Below are 19,862 nucleotides of genomic sequence, written 5' to 3' on the forward strand. Positions count from 1 at the left end.
TTTAAAAACCATTAAGAGATTAAGATTTGTTAAGACTTAATCAACTTAATTTCTTAATGGTTTAAATGGGTTTTTATCATTTTATAACGAGAAACTTTCCCCGCAACCGCAAGTTCTATTGGCATTTGGATTGTTAAAAACAAATCCTTTTCCGTTTAGTCCTCCGGAAAATTCCAATATTGTTCCTGCAAGATAAAGGAATGATTTTTTTTCGACTGCAATTTTTATATCGTTGTCCTCAAATATTTTGTCGTCTTCGTTTTTATTTTTGTCAAATTTCAAATCGTAAGACAAACCAGAGCATCCACCGCTTTTTACGCCGACTCTCACGAAGTCAACAGCAGCATCAAAACCATCGTCTTTCATCAAGTCGATAATTTTCTTTTTGGCAGTATCAGAAACTTGTATCATGTGTTCTTAAATAGTTGTTTTAATGTTTTGGATATAAATGACTAATAATGAATTAGCAAAAAAGATGCCGATTTCAAAAACGCACTTATGTCTTATGTTTATTTCGTCTAAATTAACTGCAAAGATACTATATAAAATACTTTTTTCCATGATTGATAACATTTATATAACTAATGCCGAAATAGAAATTTGTTATATATAGGTAGAATTAAGCCATTGGATTTTGTTAAATTGCGGTTTCATTTTAAACATTAATCCATACTTAATGAAACTTTATCCCATAGAAACAGGCAATTTTAAACTAGACGGCGGAGCAATGTTTGGCGTGGTGCCAAAATCGATTTGGAACAAAACCAATCCCGCTGACGAAAACAATTTGATTGACATTGCAGGACGGTGTTTGTTGATTGAAGACGGTAATCGGTTGATATTAATCGATACCGGAATGGGGGATAAACAGTCGGATAAGTTTTTTGGTTATTACTTTCTTTGGGGCTCACATTCTATGGACAAGTCCTTGGCTCAATTCGGTTTTCACCGCGATGATATTACCGATGTTTTTATGACGCATTTGCATTTTGACCATTGTGGAGGAAGTGTGCAATGGAATAAGGACAAAACAGGTTACGAACCGGCTTTTAAAAACGCCAAATTTTGGAGCAACGAAAGCCATTGGGAATGGGCAACAAAACCCAATGCCAGGGAAAAAGCCTCTTTTTTGTCGGAGAATATTTTACCGATGCAGGAAAGTGGACAGTTACAATTTATTTCGAAACCCGAAAGTGACTTTGAAGTGTCAAAAGAGTTGAGCTTTGGGATTTTTTATGCCGATGGTCATACCGAGAAACAAATGATTCCGCATATTCAATATCAGGACAAAACCATTGTTTTTTGTGCCGATTTGTTGCCGACTGTCGGACATTTGCCATTGCCTTATGTAATGGGATATGACACTCGACCACTATTGACAATGCCCGAGAAAGCCAAATTCCTCAACGCCGCCGCAGACAATAATTATTATTTGTTTTTGGAACACGATGCACATAACGAGATTATTACTGTTGAGCATACTGAGAAAGGGGTGCGCTTGAAAGAGCGGTTTAGCTGCGGGGACGTTTTTTAATAGGTATCAGTAAGCCTTATTTTTCGTTAATTTGAAAATGAAGACTTTTATTATACACATTATGGTAACTAAATTTCAATAATGCATACTTATTGATTTTCCGAAAATTTGAATATCAATTTCAGTCTGATAATATTTAATTCATAAAAAACAGTTAATAATTGATTAATATCTAATTTACTTCTGCTATTTTTGAAGTTGATTAGTAAAACTACAAACAGATGAAAAAAATAAATTTAACGGCATCGGCATTAGTTGTGGCTTTGTCTTTATGCCTTTCGGCCAATGCGCAAACATCGACGACTTATGTTGCGAAAAAAGGAGAATTGAAAGAATCCGAATTGCAAAGATGGTCGCATCTGGATTTGGCCAAAGACAGTATTCCGGGAATGAGCGTGGATAAAGCTTACGCGGAATTGCTTAAAGGTAAAAAAGGCGTTAAAGTTATTGTTGGTATTGTAGATTCGGGTGTGGATATTGACCACGACGATTTGAAATCGGTAGTTTGGACCAATAAAAAAGAGATTCCCGGAAATGGAATCGATGACGATAAAAACGGTTATATTGATGATGTTCATGGATGGAATTTCCTTGGTGATGCAGTTCATGAAACTTTGGAAATGACCCGAATCGTTAAAAAAGGAGATGACGGATCGGAGACCTACAAAAAAGCATTGGCGGCTTATAATGAAAAAAACAGCAAAGCCTTGAAGGATAAACAACAAGTTGATTTTCTTTTGGGAGCAGATAAAGCCATTCAAAAATATTTGAACAAAGAAAATTATACTGTTGATGATTTGAAAGGAATCTCAACTACAGATCCTGATTTGTCCAAAAGTATAATGGTCATGACCCGCGTCTTGAGTAATGCCGGACCTGGTTTTAGAGGCGAACTTGAAGAATATAATAAATACGTTTATGGCCAATTGGATTATAACTTAAACAAAGATTTTGACGGTCGAAAAGTGTTGGGAGACAATCCGGAAGATATTACCAAAACCAAATACGGAAACAACGTTGTTTATGGCCCAGATAAAGAGGAAGCTCTTCACGGAACCCACGTTGCCGGAATTATTGCTCAAGTAAGAGGAAACGGTATTGGTGGTGACGGAGTTGCCGATAATGTTGAGATTATGGCGGTGAGAGCTGTTCCTGATGGAGATGAGTATGATAAGGATATCGCTTTGGCAATCCGTTATGCTGTCGATAATGGAGCCAAAGTAATCAACGGAAGTTTCGGGAAAAGCTATTCTCCTCACAAACAATGGGTTTTTGATGCCATAAAATATGCCGAAAAGAAAGACGTATTGTTTGTTCATGCTGCAGGAAATGATGGTGATAATATTGATTTGGCAGAAAATGCAAATTACCCAAATGATTCAGCAGACAACAAAAAAGAATTTGCTTCGAATGTTTTGACGGTTGGTGCTTTAAACAACAAATATGGAGAAGGCGTTATTGCTGAGTTTTCAAATTACGGAAACTTCAATGTAGATGTCTTTGCTCCTGGTGATGAAATTTATGCTACGATTCCGAACAACAAATTCAAATATTTGCAAGGAACTTCTATGGCTGCGCCAAATGCTGCCGGAGTTGCTGCTTTGATTCGTGCGTATTATCCAAAATTGAAAGCGTCTCAAGTGAAACAAATTTTGATGGATTCAGGAACTCCGCTTCCTGCTACAGTAAATTTGGGTGAAGGTCAAATGGCAAGTAAAGCTGCTGATTCTTCAAAATCCGGAAAAATGGTCAATGCTTACAATGCTTTATTGATGGCTGAAAAAATGTCTAAGAAATAATTTTAACTTCTATTAATCGAATGGAAGAGTCAAAAACTCTTCCATTTTTTTATTTTAAATACAATGCGCAACTTCTTTTTATTCGCTTTCTTTTCCCTAAGCATTGGGAATGTAGTAGCCCAAAGTTCAGGTTACTGGCAACAACAGGTCGATTACAAAATGGATGTCAGTATGGATGTCAAAACCTATCAGTATAAAGGGAAACAAGAACTGGTTTATACTAATAATTCTCCTGATACACTGAAAAAAGTTTATTATCATTTATATGAAAACGCTTTCCAGCCGGGAAGTGAAATGGATGCCAGACTGCAATCGATCAAAGATCCGGATGCCCGTATGGTGAATAAAATACAGGTGGACGGAAAAGATGTAAAAGAAAGCCGTATCAAAAACCTAAAACCAAACGAAATAGGATATTTAAAAATTTCTAATTTCAAACAAGACGGTGTTGCGGCTGTCGCCAAAGAAGTAGGGACTATTCTTGAAGTGACTTTGAACAAACCGATTTTGCCAAATTCCAAAACAACTTTAACGTTGGATTTTGACGGTCAAGTACCGGTGCAAATTCGTCGTACCGGACGAAATAATGTTGAGGGAATCGAATTGTCGATGGCACAATGGTATCCAAAAATGGCCGAGTTTGATTTTGAAGGCTGGCATGCTGATCCTTACATCGCAAGGGAATTTCACGGAGTTTGGGGGAATTTTGATGTAAAAATTACAATCGACAAGGATTACACAATCGGAGGTTCCGGTTATTTGCAAAACCCGAACGAAATAGGACATGGTTATCAAGCAGAAGGAGTTACAGTAACATATCCTAAAAAAGCAAAAACATTGACTTGGCATTTTGTGGCGCCAATGGTACATGATTTTACTTGGGCTGCCGATAAAAATTATGTACACGATATAGTAAAAGGACCAAACGATGTCGATTTGCATTACTTCTTCAAAAACACTCCCGAAGTAGTAGCAAACTGGAAAAAACTAGAACCTTTGATGGTAAAAGTGATGGATTACTACAATAAAACCGTTGGGAATTATCCATACAAACAATACTCTTTCATTCAGGGAGGCGATGGCGGAATGGAGTATGCGATGTGTACTTTGATGCTTGGAAACGGAACTGTTGAAGGGATGTTGGGAACGGCAACCCACGAAATGGGACACTCATGGTTCCAACATATTTTAGCTTCGAATGAATCCAAACACCCTTGGATGGACGAAGGTTTTACGACCTATATTGAAGATTCGGCGCTGAATGAATTGTTTGGTAAAAAAGAAGCAAACCCGTTCAAACCGAATTATGCTGCTTACTATAAATTGGTAGAATCAGGTAAGGAACAGCCGTTGTCCACACACGGCGATCGTTATGACGAAAACCGTTCTTACAGCATTGCGTCCTATGTAAAAGGGAGTATTTTCCTGTCGCAATTAATTTATGTTATTGGTCAGGACAATTTGAATAAAACCCTGAAAAAATACTATCAGGATTTCAAATTTAAGCATCCAACGCCAAACGATATCAAGAGAACTGCCGAGCGTGTTTCGGGAGCAAACCTTGATTGGTATTTGGTAGATTGGACAGAAACTTTAAACACTATCGATTACGGAATCAAAGATGTAAAGGAAAATGCCGATAAAACAACCGTAACATTAGAGCGCATTGGCAGAATGCCAATGCCTATCGACTTATTCGTGGAATATACAGATGGCAGCAAAGAAAGTTTCTACATTCCGTTGCGCATGATGAGTTTCGAGAAACCAAATCCAACTCCAGCTATTACGAGAACCGTTCTTAACGATTGGGCTTGGGCATATCCTACTTTTGAGTTTAACATTTCAAAACCGAAAAACACAATCAAGAAAATCACCATCGATCCAAGCGGTTTAATGGCCGATGTCAAACAAACGAATAATATTTACGAAGTGAAGTAGTATTTTATAAAATTATTTAAAGGCTCTTTTGAAATGTAATGTTTTAAAAGAGCTTTTTTTTATTACAAATTTGGGCGAGCCACCATCCCGATAAAAAGGGTAATTCTCTTTGTGGTGACACCCCTTTTTATCGGGATGCTGTCAGGCTGTCCGCGTTACTTCGGTAACTTGCTTCCATCCTTCTCGCGGGTACAGTATATTTTCGACAATATTGTCATCCCGACATAGGAGGGATCTCACGCGTAGTTCCGCAAACTAAATCATTAGCGAAAGCAAAACTCCAATCGGTAATTTGTAAATATTTGTTTATAACCTGAACTCGATTAATAATTTAGGCTGAAAATATTGTAGAAAAAGGTAAAATTTAGTATATTTAAATCTCTGACAATTAAATATTTAACTAAACTCTACCTTATGATTTGTTTCGATAAAATTACAGATATTTTTTCTATTGTTGATGAATTTTGTAAAGATTTTGAGAAAACCACACAGCCTTTTCTGCTAGGAAAACCTTCCAAACGTCCTTCGATTATGTCAAAATCAGAAGTAATTACAATTTATTTACTTTTTCATTTGAGTGGTTTTCGTTGTTTCAAGCATTATTACATTTTTTATGTCCAAAAGCATATGCAAAATGAATTTCCTAATACAGTTTCTTATAATCGCTTTTTAGAACTGATGCAAAGTGTTCTTTTGCCAATGACAATTTTTGCCAAAACCTGTTGTTTAGGCAATTGTACAGGTATTTCATTTGTAGACTCAACACTAATAAGAGTTTGTAAAAACAAACGAATCAGTAGAAATAAAGTTTTTAAAGATATTGCCACTACCGGAAAATCTACAATGGGTTGGTTTCATGGGTTTAAGCTCCATATTATCATTAATGACAAAGGAGAATTGTTAAGCTTTGCTGTAACTCAAGCCAACGTAGATGATAGAGAGCCACTGAAAAATGAGGGCTTTTTGAATGCTATTTTCGGAAAACTATTTGGTGATAAAGGATATATAAGCGAAAAACTCTCCCAATTATTATTTGTTGATGGAGTTCAATTAATTACAAGCATTCGCAATAATATGAAAAATAGTTTGATGGAAATGAGTGATAAAATCTTACTCCGTAAACGCTCAATAATAGAAACAGTTAACGATGAACTTAAAAATATTTGCCAAGTTGAACATTCTAGACATCGTTCATTTACCAACTTTTTGTCAAATCTTATAGCCGGAATAATTGCTTATAATTTTCTGCCTAAAAAACCTTCTTTGAAATACGAAACGGTTAAAACTAACCAATTAGCAGTATTTTATTAATCGAGTTCAGGTTTATATATTAGCTGAATAAACAATAAGGATTTGATGGGATAAAATCATCCAATTTGGACTAGATTTGAGTGGTTTTGTCACACGTATAAGTAAGTTAGCGGTTATTTTAGACAACTGAAATCACAAAAGATAATTTCAAGAAAGATATGGCAAAAAAAATATTCGATTCAATTGACAGCGGGACTTTGGAAGGGTTGGCAAAAATTTTAGCTGATACAGAAAAGGGACTGACAGGAACTGAATTATCTAAATTTATTCCAGAAGCAGGACTTACTGACATTGACCCATTAAACTCAAAGTGGAAAAGGCTTTATAATAGTTTTGCTGACTACCAAAACAGAAATCAGAATTCTAATAATATTTTAAAATTCATAAACTTATCTCTAAAGCCCTCACGTTTTATTGGACAAAATGATAAATTTGAAACTATTCGAGCTGAATTAAACAAAAGACTTTCATTTATCGGGTTACAATTGAATCAAAATGGTGTGTTTAATCTTGTTGCTGTAGCGACAACAATTACAGAAGCCGAACAACGAGTGAATAGGTTTAAATCAAAACTTGAAAATAGAAATATTCATTCAAAAATTTATGACTACTGTAATTCAGAACTAATAACGGAAAACTATTTTCACTCAGTTTTTGAAGCTGTTAAAAGCATTGCAGAAGAGATTAGACAAAAGACGAATTTAACTCTTGACAGAGCTGAACTCATCGACAAGGCACTTTCTGTTACAAATCCGCTAATCAAAATTAATTCATTGCAGACCGAAACAGAACAAAGCGAGCAAAAAGGGTTTTCAAATTTAATAAAAGGAGTTTTTGGAATGTTTAGAAATACAACTGCTCACGCACCAAAAGTTGTATGGGCAATAAATGAAGACGAAGCGTTAGACATAATGACAACAATATCATTAATACATAAGAAACTTAATAAAAAAAGCCACTGACAGCTATTACAACTGATTTGGGTATTAGGTTTGATGGGAAAATGGTTTTGTATTTGGAAGATTTGCCTCGACTGTTCGTTATCATTCGGGTGACAAATCATGAAATAGAGGTTTAATTTAGATATCAGCCTGCCGTAGTATTAAGATGTCGTGAATAATTTCAAAATCCCGAATCTTTAATTAAAAATGCTTTTGAATATCAGTGCAAATTCAATATAATCTTTGACGCTTTTTCTTTATTTTTGTATAATTGATTAAATCACAAAAAATGGACAACATAATAATTTATCCGAAAAATGAAAAGCAAAAATCTTTGCTAAAATCCTTATTGGAAGAAATGAAAGTTCGTTTTGAAATCGAAAAATCTGATGAGGATACTTTATTAGGTGAAAGTGAATTTATCTCAAAAATCGATAAATCTATTGAACAGGCTGAATCAGGAAAAACTAGAACACTCACAAAAGAACAGCAAAAGAAGTTTTTAGGTTTATGAGTTATTCGATAGAATTAACGGATGACGCTATTGCCGACATCGAGAGGCATAAAAAATCAGGCGATAAAAAGGTTCTTATAAAAATTGACAAACTTTTAAATGAGCTCAGAAAGCATCCGATGACAGGAATTGGAAAACCGGAACAGCTAAAATATTATGAAGTTGCAACTTGGTCGAGACGAATAACAGATAAACATAGACTCATTTACAGAATTCAAGATGATAAAGTAGTTGTTATGGTTCTTGCTTTTTGGGGACATTATGGAGAGAAATAGTCAGTGCCATCAGTTGTAAATTATTAGATGAAATAAATAATCACCAACAGTAGTAATCAACTCTCGTTGGTGATTATTATTTTAATCAAAAAAACGTCTGTTCTCCATCCCCATGTAAATGCCTGATAATTTCAGTAATCAGTCCTGTCCAACCGGTTTGATGATTGGCTCCAAGCCCTTTTCCTGTATCCCCGTCAAAATATTCAAAAAACAAATGGTTTTTATTGAAAAGAGGGTCTTCCTGAAATTTTTTGTATTCACCGTACATTGGGATTTTTTTGTTACTGCCACGTACAAATAGCGCCAATAAACGTTCAGCAACTCCTTCGGCAGCTTCTTGTAAATTCATTAATTCACCAGATTCGGTTGGGAATTCTACTTTGAATTCTTTACCGTAATAACTGTGGAATTTTTCCAAAGAATCTAGAATCAGGTAGTTCATTGGGAACCAAATTGGCCCCCTCCAATTGGAATTTCCACCAAACATATCACCTGTGGCTTCAGCTGGGGTATAATCAACTTGGATTACTCCACCATCGTGCTTGAATTTATAAGGATGCTCTTTGTGGTATTTGGACAAGGAACGTACTCCAAAATCAGACAAAAATTCCTTTTCATCAAACATCCGCTTCAGAATCATTTTCATGCGATGCCCTCTTAATGTGGAGAGCAATCGGGTTTCACCTTTTCCGGGAATGTGCCAACTGGAAACCAAGCCGGCAAGATCGGGACGGTTTTTTAAAACCCATTCAACACGGCGCTTGAACATTGGTAATTTTTCCAATAGTTCGGGAGTTAAAACTTCAACAGCAAAAAGCGGAATCAACCCCACCATTGAGCGGATTTTCAGCAATTCGGCATCACCGTTTTCTTTATGGAGCATATCGTAATAGAACTGATCTTCTTCGTCCCAAAGGTTCAATTTGTTTTCTCCCAAAGCCTGCATAGCCCCCGAAATATGAAGGAAATGTTCAAAGAATTTGGACGCCATATCTTGATACACTGGATTTTTCAGCGCTATTTCACAGGCAATACGGAGCATATTCAGGCAATACATTGCCATCCAGCCCGTACCATCAGCCTGTTCCAGATGACCTCCTGTAGGTAAATCGGCGGAGCGGTCAAACACCCCGATATTATCCATTCCGAGGAATCCGCCCCCAAAGATGTTATTTCCGTTTTGGTCTTTTAAATTTACCCACCATGTAAAATTGAGCAGCAGTTTATGAAAGATGCGTTCCAGAAAAACGGTATCGCCAACACCTCCATTATTGCTTTTGTCAATTTGGTACACTTTCCAGGTTGCCCAGGCATGCACGGGCGGGTTTACATCCGAGAAAGACCACTCGTAGGCAGGAATTTGTCCATTGGGATGCATATAATATTCCCTCAAAATAACCGATAATTGCCTTTTGGCAAAATCTGGATCTAATCGGGCAAGAGGCAAAGTGTGAAAGGCCAAATCCCAAGCAGCAAACCAAGGATATTCCCATTTGTCGGGCATCGAGAGAATGTTCGAAGTGTACATGTGTTTCCATCCACTGTTGCGTCCCTCTTTCCGGTTGGCATCGGGTCTTGGTGTCGATGGATCGCCTTTTAACCATTCGAAAACATTGTAATAATACCATTGTTTGGTCCAAAGCATACCCGCGTAGGCTTGACGTTGAATGGACTTTAATTTTTCGTCTTTTATATCTTTTTGGATAGCGTCATAAAATTCATCAGCTTCTTCAATTCTTTTTTTGAAAATGGCATCAAAATCTTCAAAGGGTTCGTCCGGTTTGGTGTTGGTAAAACGAATGCGGTATTCTTTTTTGCCCAAGGCAGGAATGACATCATCATAATGTACCGACGCTTTGGTTCCAATTTTTTCAGGATTTATACTGGTTTGTTTTTGATTTATGATATAATCGTTGATCCCGTCTTTGGTGTAAGGGGATTGTGCAGGCGATTTATATAATTTTTCAAAATTGGTTTTATTGTCGCAAAACAAAAAGTCTTTGGCATTTTCAGCATACAAATTGAAGTGTCCTACCAATTTATGGTTGACCTCTATATGTGATTTTTCAACTCCAAGTAAAGTGGGTTGGTGTTTGTAATTTTCATAGCCCCAACTCCAGGTATTCCTGAACCAAACGGTAGGTAAGACCGTAATGGGAGCGGCCAATTTGGAACGGTTTTCTACCGTTATTTTTATTAAGATGTCTTGTTCATCGGCTTTGGCGTATTCTATGGTGATGTCAAAGTATTCGTCTTTGTCAAAAACGCCGGTGTCGAGCAATTCATATTCGGGTTCCTGACGGCTGCGTTTTATACTTTCCTCTATTAACTTTTCATAAGGAAAAGTGGCATGAGGATATTTATAAAGCATTTTTTGATACGAATGCGTGGGTGTGGAATCCAGATAATAGTATATTTCCTTGACATCCTCTCCGTGATTTGACTCGGCAGGTGTCAATCCGAAGAAACGCTCTTTGAGGATGCGGTCTTTATGGTTCCAAAAGGCAAAAGCAATACAGACGTGCTGTTTGTTATCAGAGATTCCTCCAATGCCTTCCTCTCCCCAACGATAGGCTTTGGAACGGGCCATGTCATGAGTAGTACTTCCCCAGGCGTAGCCGCTTTGTGAATAATCCTCCCTAACGGTTCCCCATTGTCTTTCGGATAAATAAGGCCCCCATTTTTTCCAACCTTTATTATCGGTTCTTAATTGTAAACGTAATTTTTCGGCGTTATTTTCCGGCATACCATTCTAAATTTGTTTCTAAATGCAATTTAGCTAAAACACGTTTAAAAACAGTTACATAATTGGTAAAAATCAATGAAGATAATTAATGAATAGCAATTTATGGATTATTTTTTTTGGGGAATTAGTTTGTCAATCGAAATAGTTGTTGAGAGTAGAAATGCCGCGTGAGGGACAGAAGCAATCCGCCGTTGCGGAGCGGATGGCCTGACAGCATAAAGAAAGGGACCGAATCACCAGTATAGTGAGTTGGTCCCTTTTTTTATGGTGGCACGCCCAAGAAAAGAATAATTTGGGTGTTATTGTAATTCGGTATCGTATTGATGCGCCAGATTTTTCAACATATCGACGGTCATCATTTCCAAATCAAATTGATGGTTCCAGCCCCAATCTTCCCTGGCACGACTGTCGTCAATGCTGGATGGCCAACTGTCGGCAATTTTTTGACGGAAGTCGGGTACGTAGGTTACCTCGAGTTCCGGAATGTGTTTTTTGATTTCGGCAGCTATTTCTGTTGGAGTGAAACTCATAGCGGCTAGATTATACGAAGAGTGAATTTTGATTTGCTCAACTGGAGCTTTCATGATATTGATAGTGGCGGCAATGGCATCGTCCATATACATCATCGGCATTTTTGTATCAGAGGTCAAAAAACATTCGTATTTACCTTCTGATATGGCTTTGTGATAAATGTCAACAGCGTAGTCAGTTGTTCCTCCTCCGGGAGGTGTTGTCCAGCTGATTAAGCCCGGATAACGAATGCTTCTAACATCGACACCAAACATATTGTGGTAGTATTCACACCATCTTTCGCCAGCCTGTTTACTGATGCCGTACACGGTTGAAGGCTCCATAATTGTGTATTGCGGGGTGTTTTCTTTTGGGGTATTTGGTCCAAAAACAGCTATACTGGAAGGCCAGAATATTTTTTTGATTTTTCCGGCTTTCGCCAAATTCAAAACATGAAACAGCGAATTCATGTTGAGGTCCCAGGCAAAAGCAGGGTTTTTTTCGGCAGTTGCAGAAAGTAGGGCGGCCATCAAGTAAACATCGGTAATCTCGTGGATTTCTACCAAATGTTCGATTTGATTAAAATCCAAAGCATTGATTACTTCAAAAGGACCTGAGTTGACCACATCATTATTTAGTTTTCGAATATCAGATGCAATAACATTGTCGGTTCCATAAATGGCTCTTAGTTCATGAGTCAATTCAGTACCGATTTGCCCGCAGGCACCAATTATTAATATTTTTGGATTCATGGTAGAAGGTTTTGAATTGCAAATATAACGATTTCGTAAATATTCAACTATAATAGCATGTATTTTTATTTATATTTCAATAAAATGACTAAAATTTGAGGAAGTTAATAATTACAGGTGTTAATATTGTTGCTAAAATTTCGTTTAAAATCGGCTTTTGGCATTGCCATTTTCATTGAAATTTAAATTGATTTTGCTATCGTCATTGCCATTGAAATTGATATTGCCATTGCCATTGATATTTGTAACTTTGTGGCTCAAATAATTTAGGAGATGAACAATAAAGTAATGTTGCTTTTTTTGGTGCTTTGGACGGTGTTTTCCTGTAAGGACAATGATGAGCGTCTTGCCGATAATTTAAGGGATGCCAAAAAGAAAGAATTGATTTTTAAGACCATCGATAAAGGTTGGATTTTTTTTGATGCCCCTATCAACAGTACTTCCGAAGCAACTTTGAAGACTTGGCCGGAATGGCGTGATTTTATGGATGAACTTTCCATTAAACCGAAGAAAACAATCACTGCTTTTCAAAAGAAATCCAAATCATTATCAACCAAGGTAATGGCTTTGAACAACAATGTTCCCTCTCAATTTGATACCCCGCCTATAAGATGTAGAATTTCAGCTCTAATCACACAGGTTAGAATGTTGGATTTATATATTAATCTTGATAAAGTTTCGGATAAAAAAGTGACGGAATTGGTTTCCGAAATTAATTTGGAATTGGTTTCCCTGCAAAGGCAAATGGACAAGATTGTTGAGAAAAGTAAAATCCCGATGGAAGTTGGAGAGTCCGAGTTATTGATGATGTTGGACACCACAAGAGCGATACAAGCAGGAAGCCCACCAGTAGTACCTGGAAGTCAAGCTATGCCTGAAAACAAAGTGATACCAGGAAATCCGGGAGGCGCAGCCACTCCAAAAAATCCAAATGATGCACACGTTGAGTAAATCTACCATATATTCGGTTTATGATTCTTCTCCGAAAACGGCTCAGATTGTAGCTCGTTTGCAGGAAAATAATCAGGTTAAAATGCAATTGGACGGTTTGTTGGGATCGGCGACATCCTTTGTGATTCAGTCGGTTTTTAAAAAAGTGGAACTTCCTTTTCTGTTGGTTTTGAGCAACAAAGAAGAAGCAGCTTACTATTTGAACGATTTGGAGCAAATGGTTGGAGAGCAGGATGTGTTGTTTTATCCCGGTTCGTTTCGTCGTCCGTACCAAATCGAAGAAACGGACAATGCCAACGTTTTGCTTCGTGCTGAGGTTTTGAACCGAATCAATTCCCGTAAAAAACCGGCCATCATCGTCACGTATCCCGAAGCTCTTTTTGAAAAAGTGGTGACTCGCCAAAAATTGGATCAAAATACGCTGAAAGTAAGTTTGGGGGATAAAATTTCGATTGATTTCCTGAATGAAGTGCTGTTTGAATACGAATTCAAAAGGGTTGATTTTATCACGGAACCGGGCGAATTCTCGGTTCGCGGTGGAATTGTCGATGTGTTTTCGTTTTCGAATGATAATCCGTACCGAATCGAGTTTTTCGGGAATGAAGTGGAGAGCATCCGAACTTTTGATGTTGCAACCCAATTGTCATTGGACAAACAGAAAAAAATCACCATTATCCCGAATGTCGAGAACAAGGTTTTTCAGGAAAACAGGGAGAGTTTTTTAGATTATATAAATGAAAGAACGGTTTTGTTTTTTCAAAATACCGAGAATCTTTTATACGAATTGGATAAGCAATTTGCAAGGGCTGAAGAAGCTTTTGAAAAATTGTCAAAAGACATCAAACATGCTACGCCGGATCAATTGTTTTTGAACCAAAAGGAATTCGTTAAGAGAGCTTTGGATTTTTCGGTTGTGGAGTTTCATTCTAAAGCGGTTTTTAAAACGACCAAAAAGTTTGAATATCACATTCAGCCGCAACCGTCGTTCAACAAGCAATTTGATTTGTTGCTGAATAATTTGAGCGAGAACCATTTTAACGGTTATCAAAATTATTTGGTTTGTTCGAATGAAGCGCAAACCAAACGTTTTCACGACATTTTCGAATCTTTGGACGAAGCCAATTCCGAGAATATTCGCAAGCAATACAAAACAATTGTTTTGCCATTGTACCAAGGTTTCATCGATCAGGAAAACCAAATTACCTGTTATACCGACCACCAGATATTTGAGCGTTATCATAAATTTAGCATCAAAAACGGTTATTCCAAAAAGCAAAATTTAACCTTAAAGGAATTGACCACTTTGTCCGTTGGCGATTATGTAACGCATATCGATCACGGAATCGGGAAGTTTGGCGGACTGCAAAAAATACAGGTCGAAGGTAAAACGCAGGAAGCAATCAAATTGGTTTACGCCGATAATGATATTGTGTATGTGAGCATTCACTCGCTGCACAAGATTTCGAAATACAATGGAAAAGACGGAACGCCACCCAAAATTTACAAATTGGGTTCCAGCGCGTGGAAGACTTTAAAACAAAAAACCAAAGCGAGGGTCAAACATATTGCATTCAATTTGATTCAGTTATATGCCAAACGAAGACTTGAAAAAGGATTCCAGTTTGCTCCCGACAGTTATCTACAGAATGAGTTGGAAAGTTCATTTATTTATGAAGATACTCCAGACCAGATCAAATCAACGCAAGAAGTCAAAGCCGACATGGAGAGCGAGCGCCCGATGGATCGTTTAGTTTGCGGGGATGTGGGATTTGGTAAAACCGAAGTGGCAATTCGTGCGGCGTTCAAGGCGGTGGATAATAGTAAGCAAGTTGCGGTTTTGGTTCCGACGACTATTTTGGCGTACCAACATTACCGAACTTTTAGCGAAAGATTGAAAGACATGCCGGTTTCTATCGGTTACTTGAACCGTTTTAGAACTGCCAAACAAAAAGCGCAAACCTTAAAAGATTTAGCCGAAGGAAAACTAGATATTGTCATTGGAACCCATCAGTTGGTGAACAAAAATGTGGTTTTTAAAGACCTTGGATTACTGATTGTTGATGAGGAGCAGAAATTTGGTGTTAACGTAAAAGACAAACTCAAAACCATTGCTGCGAATGTCGATACGTTGACTTTGACGGCAACACCAATTCCGAGAACCTTGCAGTTTTCGTTGATGGCGGCACGCGATTTGTCGGTAATTACAACGCCTCCGCCCAATCGTTATCCTATAGAAACGAATGTGGTCGGGTTTAATGAAGAACTGATTCGCGATGCGATTTCGTATGAAATTCAGCGGAACGGACAGGTTTTCTTCATCAATAACCGAATCGAAAATATCAAGGAAATTGCCGGAATGATTCAGCGTTTGGTGCCTAATGCACGTGTGGGAATCGGTCACGGACAAATGGACGGTGGTAAATTGGAAGAATTGATGCTCGGTTTCATGAACGGAGAATTCGATGTTTTGGTGGCAACTACAATTATTGAAAGCGGTTTGGACGTTCCTAATGCCAACACAATCTTTATCAATAATGCCAACAATTTTGGTTTGTCTGATTTACATCAAATGAGAGGCCGTGTGGGACGAAGCAACAAGAAAGCGTTCTGTTATTTCATTTGCCCACCGTATTCACACATGACCGATGATGCCAGAAAACGTATTCAGGCTTTGGAACAATTCAGTGAATTGGGAAGTGGTTTGAACATCGCGATGAAAGACCTTGAAATCCGTGGTGCCGGAGATTTATTGGGAGGAGAACAAAGCGGATTTATCAATGACATTGGTTTTGATACGTACCAAAAAATCATGAATGAGGCTATCGAGGAATTGAAGGAGAATGAGTTCAAAGATTTATACCCCGAAGAGAATAATATCGAGACCAAAGAATACGTAAAAGACTTGCAAATCGACACCGATTTTGAGTTGTTGTTTTCAGACGAATACATCAATAATGTCACGGAGCGTTTAAGTTTGTACAACGAATTGGCAGAAGTGAAAAACGAGGAAGAATTGATTGTTTTCCAAAATAAATTAATTGACCGTTTTGGTCCAATGCCTCCGAGAGCGCTTGCCTTAATGAATAGTATCCGCATCAAATGGATTGCCACCAAAATGGGTATCGAAAAACTGGTAATGAAAAAAGGCAAGATGATTGGCTATTTTGTCTCCGACCAACAATCAGATTATTACCATTCCAAACGTTTCCATAAAGTGATTCAGTTTGTGCAGACGAACAGTAATATTTGTGTTATGAAAGAAAAACAAACACCTAATGGTTTGCGATTGTTGTTGACTTTTGACAATGCCAAAACCACGAGAAGATGTTTGGAATTGATGCAGATGTTGGGTGGGGAGTAAAACGATTCAATTATGAGAAAGCTAAGCTTTATGTTACTTTGTTTATGTTTTTTTACTTCTTGTAATTTGCGTACTTCAAGTAAAATTAGGTTAGAGCAAGTTTCAGATGTAAAATTACCAGATGATTTTGAAGTCTTGAATGATGAATATCAAGATATGGGACCTGATTATTGTCTCTTTTATAAAATTAGGTTTGATAAAAAAGCTTCATCTGAATTTATTAAAAGTGTAAAAAAGTCTCGGTTTTATCTACAGGATTCAAATACGGATATTTTAGTTAATTCAAATGCAAAAATAAATACATTACCAGTTTGGTATAAATCGAATACTGGTTATGGATTTATATGTAAAAAAGGACTTACAGATTATACAATAAATTTTAATATTTCTGATTGTACTTTAAATTATCAAGAGTGTGCTGATTAAATTTCGATTGAAAATTTCCATATATGTTTCTTTATAGACTTTTGAAAATGTGAAGAATACTCGAACAGCTTTGGAAATGATACAGAAGTTGGGGGAAAACTAAAAAAAGGATTTATTGTTTTAATTCGTATATTTGATTTTTACAAATCCATTTCCAATGAAATCAAAATCAATAGACGAGTTTTATCAGGAAATATCGGGAGGCAATGATCAGGATTCAAGCGGATTATTGCCCAAAGACATTCAAAAAGAAATTGGTCATTTTAATGTTTTCAATATCAAGGAACTTTATGAAAGGTTGCAGGAAAAGTCTTTTATGCCCTATGACCGGAGAGCCTATTATAAAATAAGTTTGATCCGGGGGAAAAATAGGGTCGAGTATGCGGACCGCACAATTGATATAGAAAAACAGGCACTTTTGTTTGCTACGCCCAAAATCCCTTATAATTATCTTCCATTAGATACGCAGCAGTCAGGTCATTTTTGTGTTTTTACGGGTGAGTTTTTAACCAAAGATAAAAGCGGGATTGACTTGGATAGACTGCCTATTTTCCAAACAGATGGTTATCCTGTTTTTCAATTGACCGAAGAGGAAGCCTTTGCAATTGATTTGATTTTCAAAAAAATACATCAGGAAATCAATTCGGATTATGTGTATAAATACGATTTGATCCGGAATTATGTATCAGAACTGATTCATTTTGGGCAAAAGTTGCAACCGGTAACGGCTTTGTATTCCAAACACAATTCGGCCGCGAGAGTTTCTTCTTTGTTTCTGCAATTACTTGAAAGGCAGTTTCCTATTGAATCCCCACGGCAGCGTTTGGAGTTGAAGTCGGCCAAAGATTTCGCAACCCGTTTGTCCATTCACGTCAATCACCTCAATAAAGTTTTAAAGGAGAACACAGGCAAAACTACTACTGAATTAATCAGTGACCGATTAATCCACGAAGCCAAGATTTTATTGAAAGAAACCGATTGGAACATTTCGGAGATTGCTTTTTCGTTGGGTTTTGAAGAGTTGGCGCATTTCTCTAATTTTTTTAAAAAACAAACCGCCTTGTCGCCACTGTCTTTTCGCATTTAAAATTGTTTGATTTGAATTTTGCAAACTCTGGATTGATATTCGCAATTGTCGAACTTTACATAAGAACTAATTTTGTCCTAAAATAATTTAAAACAAAATTTGAGATGAAAAATAAAATAGTATTAGTTACCGGAGGAAGCCGTGGATTGGGAAAAAATATGGCGTTGAGTCTTGCCAAAAAAGGACTTGATGTAGTATTGACTTATAACAGTAAAAAAACAGAAGCTGAAGAAGTTGTAAATGAAATTGAAAAATTAGGACAAAAGGCGGTGGCTTTGCAATTGAATGTTGCCGATGTAAGTAGTTTTGATTCGTTTTTTCAAAATGCAAGTGCGGCTTTGAAAAGCACTTTTGGTACCGATAAAATCGATTATTTAGTTAATAATGCGGGCGTCGGGATTCACGAAAGTTTTGCCAAAACCACAGAAGAACAATTTGACAACATGGTCAATATTCATTTCAAAGGGGCTTTTTTCCTAACTCAAAAAGCGTTGGACGTAATGAATGACGGTGGGGGAATTGTAAATATTTCATCCGGATTGGTTCGTTTTTCATTTCCGGGATATGCTGCTTATGCAAGTATGAAAGGGGCTATTGAAACTTTGTCCAAATATCAGGCAAAAGAATTGGGCGAAAGAAAAATCAGGGTGAACATTGTTGCTCCGGGAGCCATTGAGACTGATTTTGGCGGTGGTGCTGTCCGTGATAATAAAGATTTAAACCAACAAATTGCTTCTATGACAGCTTTAGGACGAGTGGGATTGCCTGATGATATTGGAAGTGTTGTCGCTTTTTTATGTACAGATGATTCGAAATGGGTAAATGGTCAGCGTATAGAAGTTGCGGGAGGAATCTTTTTATAAATAGAAAACAAAACAGTTATCGTCTATTAATTATTGTTGGTTAATAGACGATAATTGTTTTTTATCTCGTCACTTCTTCGATCAGATAAAAAATAGATTTAAAATCAATTCCGCTTATTTTTTCAAGGCCAATTTCGCAGGTTCGGCTAGTAGAAAAGCCTTCTGTGCAGTTGGTTGGAATCTGTGATTTTAATTCTCGTAATCCGTGTTCGTTCAATTCGGGAATCAGGAAACCTCTGTCTCCGGCAAAACCGCAGCAATTGCTGTCGATAAGCGTGACTTTATTGGCACACAACTGAGACAAGGCTACCAATTGATCTGTTTTACCTATTTTTTTTACCGAACAAACGGGGAAAACTGAAATCGTGTCTTTTTTGTTTTTTACCGTCAAATGTGGCATCACGTAATCCAACATGAATTCGATGGGATCGACGATTTTCAAGGTTTTGGAAAACTCTTCTTTCGAATGATAAAAACACGGACTCATATCATACAAAACAGGATATTTACCATTTTCTGAAGCTTTTAAAAGTGCTGTTTCCAATGCACTAGATTGTTCCTGATTGGCTTCGGCAAAACCTTTGCTCGAAAAAGGCATTCCGCAGCAATGGGTATCTATTAATTCGGGATAAATTATAGTGAATCCGGCACGAACCAATAAGCGGTGCGTGAGTTCAGTTAATTGCAAATCATCTGAATCCTGAAAACGGTTTTTTCCCATGCTTCTGTTGATGCAGGAAGGAAAGTAAACGACTTTTAAATCGGAAGTTGTATTCATTTATCCTATAGTTTTTTGCCACAGATTTCAAGGATTTTCACAGATTTTTAGATTGCGTAACAATCTGTTTAATTTG

At 37.1% G+C, this 19,862-nt stretch carries 16 protein-coding genes; 12 read left to right on the top strand and 4 right to left on the bottom strand.

The window, feature by feature from the left end; all coding sequences use genetic code 11:
• Window positions 1–81 precede the first annotated feature (81 nt).
• Window positions 82–411, bottom strand: coding sequence for a HesB/IscA family protein (locus OZP12_RS02230; protein WP_281227429.1), 330 nt, complete (start codon window positions 409–411; stop codon window positions 82–84).
• Between the two features lie 265 nt (window positions 412–676).
• Between OZP12_RS02230 and OZP12_RS02235 the strand changes: the two genes are divergently transcribed.
• The 7 genes from OZP12_RS02235 to OZP12_RS02265 all read left to right on the top strand — a co-directional run bounded on the left by OZP12_RS02235 (window position 677) and on the right by OZP12_RS02265 (window position 8,312).
• Window positions 677–1,534: an MBL fold metallo-hydrolase gene (locus tag OZP12_RS02235; RefSeq protein WP_281227430.1), complete on the top strand. Its 858-nt coding sequence runs from the start codon at window positions 677–679 to the stop codon at window positions 1,532–1,534.
• 221 nt (window positions 1,535–1,755) lie between these two features.
• Complete coding sequence (locus OZP12_RS02240; RefSeq protein ID WP_281227431.1) at window positions 1,756–3,333, top strand: S8 family peptidase; 1,578 nt, start codon at window positions 1,756–1,758, stop codon at window positions 3,331–3,333.
• A gap of 63 nt (window positions 3,334–3,396) precedes the next feature.
• The gene (locus OZP12_RS02245; RefSeq protein WP_281227432.1) at window positions 3,397–5,271 is read left to right on the top strand and encodes a M1 family metallopeptidase; all 1,875 of its coding nucleotides are present in this window, start codon (window positions 3,397–3,399) and stop codon (window positions 5,269–5,271) included.
• A gap of 414 nt (window positions 5,272–5,685) precedes the next feature.
• Window positions 5,686–6,582, top strand: a complete 897-nt coding sequence (locus OZP12_RS02250; protein ID WP_281226918.1) for an IS982 family transposase — start codon at window positions 5,686–5,688, stop codon at window positions 6,580–6,582.
• 158 nt (window positions 6,583–6,740) lie between these two features.
• On the top strand, window positions 6,741–7,544 hold the full coding sequence (locus tag OZP12_RS02255; protein WP_281227433.1) for a TIGR02391 family protein: 804 nt from the start codon (window positions 6,741–6,743) through the stop codon (window positions 7,542–7,544).
• A 268-nt stretch (window positions 7,545–7,812) separates the two neighbouring features.
• Window positions 7,813–8,037, top strand: a complete 225-nt coding sequence (locus tag OZP12_RS02260) for a DUF2683 family protein (protein WP_281227434.1) — start codon at window positions 7,813–7,815, stop codon at window positions 8,035–8,037.
• On the top strand, window positions 8,034–8,312 hold the full coding sequence (locus OZP12_RS02265) for a Txe/YoeB family addiction module toxin (protein ID WP_281227435.1): 279 nt from the start codon (window positions 8,034–8,036) through the stop codon (window positions 8,310–8,312). Before OZP12_RS02260 ends, OZP12_RS02265 begins: the two co-directional genes overlap by 4 nt.
• 85 nt (window positions 8,313–8,397) lie before the next feature.
• Here OZP12_RS02265 and OZP12_RS02270 read toward each other — a convergent pair whose 3' ends face one another.
• Entirely contained in the window at window positions 8,398–11,058 is a 2,661-nt protein-coding gene (locus tag OZP12_RS02270; protein ID WP_281227436.1) for an MGH1-like glycoside hydrolase domain-containing protein, read from the bottom strand.
• A gap of 299 nt (window positions 11,059–11,357) precedes the next feature.
• On the bottom strand, window positions 11,358–12,320 hold the full coding sequence (locus OZP12_RS02275; protein ID WP_281227437.1) for an L-threonine 3-dehydrogenase: 963 nt from the start codon (window positions 12,318–12,320) through the stop codon (window positions 11,358–11,360).
• A gap of 273 nt (window positions 12,321–12,593) precedes the next feature.
• Here OZP12_RS02275 and OZP12_RS02280 point away from each other — a divergent pair, with 273 nt between their 5' ends.
• From OZP12_RS02280 to OZP12_RS02300, 5 genes are all read left to right on the top strand, one after another.
• Window positions 12,594–13,271: a hypothetical protein gene (locus OZP12_RS02280; protein WP_281227438.1), complete on the top strand. Its 678-nt coding sequence runs from the start codon at window positions 12,594–12,596 to the stop codon at window positions 13,269–13,271.
• Window positions 13,252–16,632 (top strand): transcription-repair coupling factor, encoded by a 3,381-nt coding sequence (gene mfd / locus OZP12_RS02285; RefSeq protein WP_432419515.1) that lies wholly within the window; start codon window positions 13,252–13,254, stop codon window positions 16,630–16,632. The genes OZP12_RS02280 and mfd overlap by 20 nt, the downstream gene beginning before the upstream one ends.
• Before the next feature lie 12 nt (window positions 16,633–16,644).
• Window positions 16,645–17,058: a hypothetical protein gene (locus tag OZP12_RS02290; protein ID WP_281227439.1), complete on the top strand. Its 414-nt coding sequence runs from the start codon at window positions 16,645–16,647 to the stop codon at window positions 17,056–17,058.
• Window positions 17,059–17,215: 157 nt separating this feature from the next.
• A complete protein-coding gene (locus OZP12_RS02295; protein WP_281227440.1) occupies window positions 17,216–18,145 on the top strand; it encodes a helix-turn-helix domain-containing protein in 930 nt (309 codons plus the stop codon).
• A 104-nt stretch (window positions 18,146–18,249) separates the two neighbouring features.
• Entirely contained in the window at window positions 18,250–19,008 is a 759-nt protein-coding gene (locus OZP12_RS02300; protein ID WP_281227441.1) for an SDR family NAD(P)-dependent oxidoreductase, read from the top strand.
• A 61-nt stretch (window positions 19,009–19,069) separates the two neighbouring features.
• Here the strand turns inward: OZP12_RS02300 and OZP12_RS02305 are convergent, their stop codons facing one another.
• Complete coding sequence (locus OZP12_RS02305; protein WP_281227442.1) at window positions 19,070–19,786, bottom strand: heterodisulfide reductase-related iron-sulfur binding cluster; 717 nt, start codon at window positions 19,784–19,786, stop codon at window positions 19,070–19,072.
• Window positions 19,787–19,862 lie beyond the last annotated feature (76 nt).

This window comes from Flavobacterium aquiphilum, assembly GCF_027111335.1.
In the GTDB taxonomy this organism is placed as follows: Bacteria; Bacteroidota; Bacteroidia; order Flavobacteriales; family Flavobacteriaceae; genus Flavobacterium; species Flavobacterium aquiphilum.

Excerpts from the sequence above, each read along its gene's own strand:
- OZP12_RS02230 (WP_281227429.1), bottom strand. The coding sequence starts at position 411 with ATGATACAAGTTTCTGATACTGCCAAAAAGAAAATTATCGACTTGATG.
- OZP12_RS02235 (WP_281227430.1), top strand. The coding sequence starts at position 677 with ATGAAACTTTATCCCATAGAAACAGGCAATTTTAAACTAGACGGCGGA.
- OZP12_RS02240 (WP_281227431.1), top strand. The coding sequence starts at position 1,756 with ATGAAAAAAATAAATTTAACGGCATCGGCATTAGTTGTGGCTTTGTCT.
- OZP12_RS02245 (WP_281227432.1), top strand. The coding sequence starts at position 3,397 with ATGCGCAACTTCTTTTTATTCGCTTTCTTTTCCCTAAGCATTGGGAAT.
- OZP12_RS02250 (WP_281226918.1), top strand. The coding sequence starts at position 5,686 with ATGATTTGTTTCGATAAAATTACAGATATTTTTTCTATTGTTGATGAA.
- OZP12_RS02255 (WP_281227433.1), top strand. The coding sequence starts at position 6,741 with ATGGCAAAAAAAATATTCGATTCAATTGACAGCGGGACTTTGGAAGGG.
- OZP12_RS02260 (WP_281227434.1), top strand. The coding sequence starts at position 7,813 with ATGGACAACATAATAATTTATCCGAAAAATGAAAAGCAAAAATCTTTG.
- OZP12_RS02265 (WP_281227435.1), top strand. The coding sequence starts at position 8,034 with ATGAGTTATTCGATAGAATTAACGGATGACGCTATTGCCGACATCGAG.
- OZP12_RS02270 (WP_281227436.1), bottom strand. The coding sequence starts at position 11,058 with ATGCCGGAAAATAACGCCGAAAAATTACGTTTACAATTAAGAACCGAT.
- OZP12_RS02275 (WP_281227437.1), bottom strand. The coding sequence starts at position 12,320 with ATGAATCCAAAAATATTAATAATTGGTGCCTGCGGGCAAATCGGTACT.
- OZP12_RS02280 (WP_281227438.1), top strand. The coding sequence starts at position 12,594 with ATGAACAATAAAGTAATGTTGCTTTTTTTGGTGCTTTGGACGGTGTTT.
- mfd (WP_432419515.1), top strand. The coding sequence starts at position 13,252 with ATGATGCACACGTTGAGTAAATCTACCATATATTCGGTTTATGATTCT.
- OZP12_RS02290 (WP_281227439.1), top strand. The coding sequence starts at position 16,645 with ATGAGAAAGCTAAGCTTTATGTTACTTTGTTTATGTTTTTTTACTTCT.
- OZP12_RS02295 (WP_281227440.1), top strand. The coding sequence starts at position 17,216 with ATGAAATCAAAATCAATAGACGAGTTTTATCAGGAAATATCGGGAGGC.
- OZP12_RS02300 (WP_281227441.1), top strand. The coding sequence starts at position 18,250 with ATGAAAAATAAAATAGTATTAGTTACCGGAGGAAGCCGTGGATTGGGA.
- OZP12_RS02305 (WP_281227442.1), bottom strand. The coding sequence starts at position 19,786 with ATGAATACAACTTCCGATTTAAAAGTCGTTTACTTTCCTTCCTGCATC.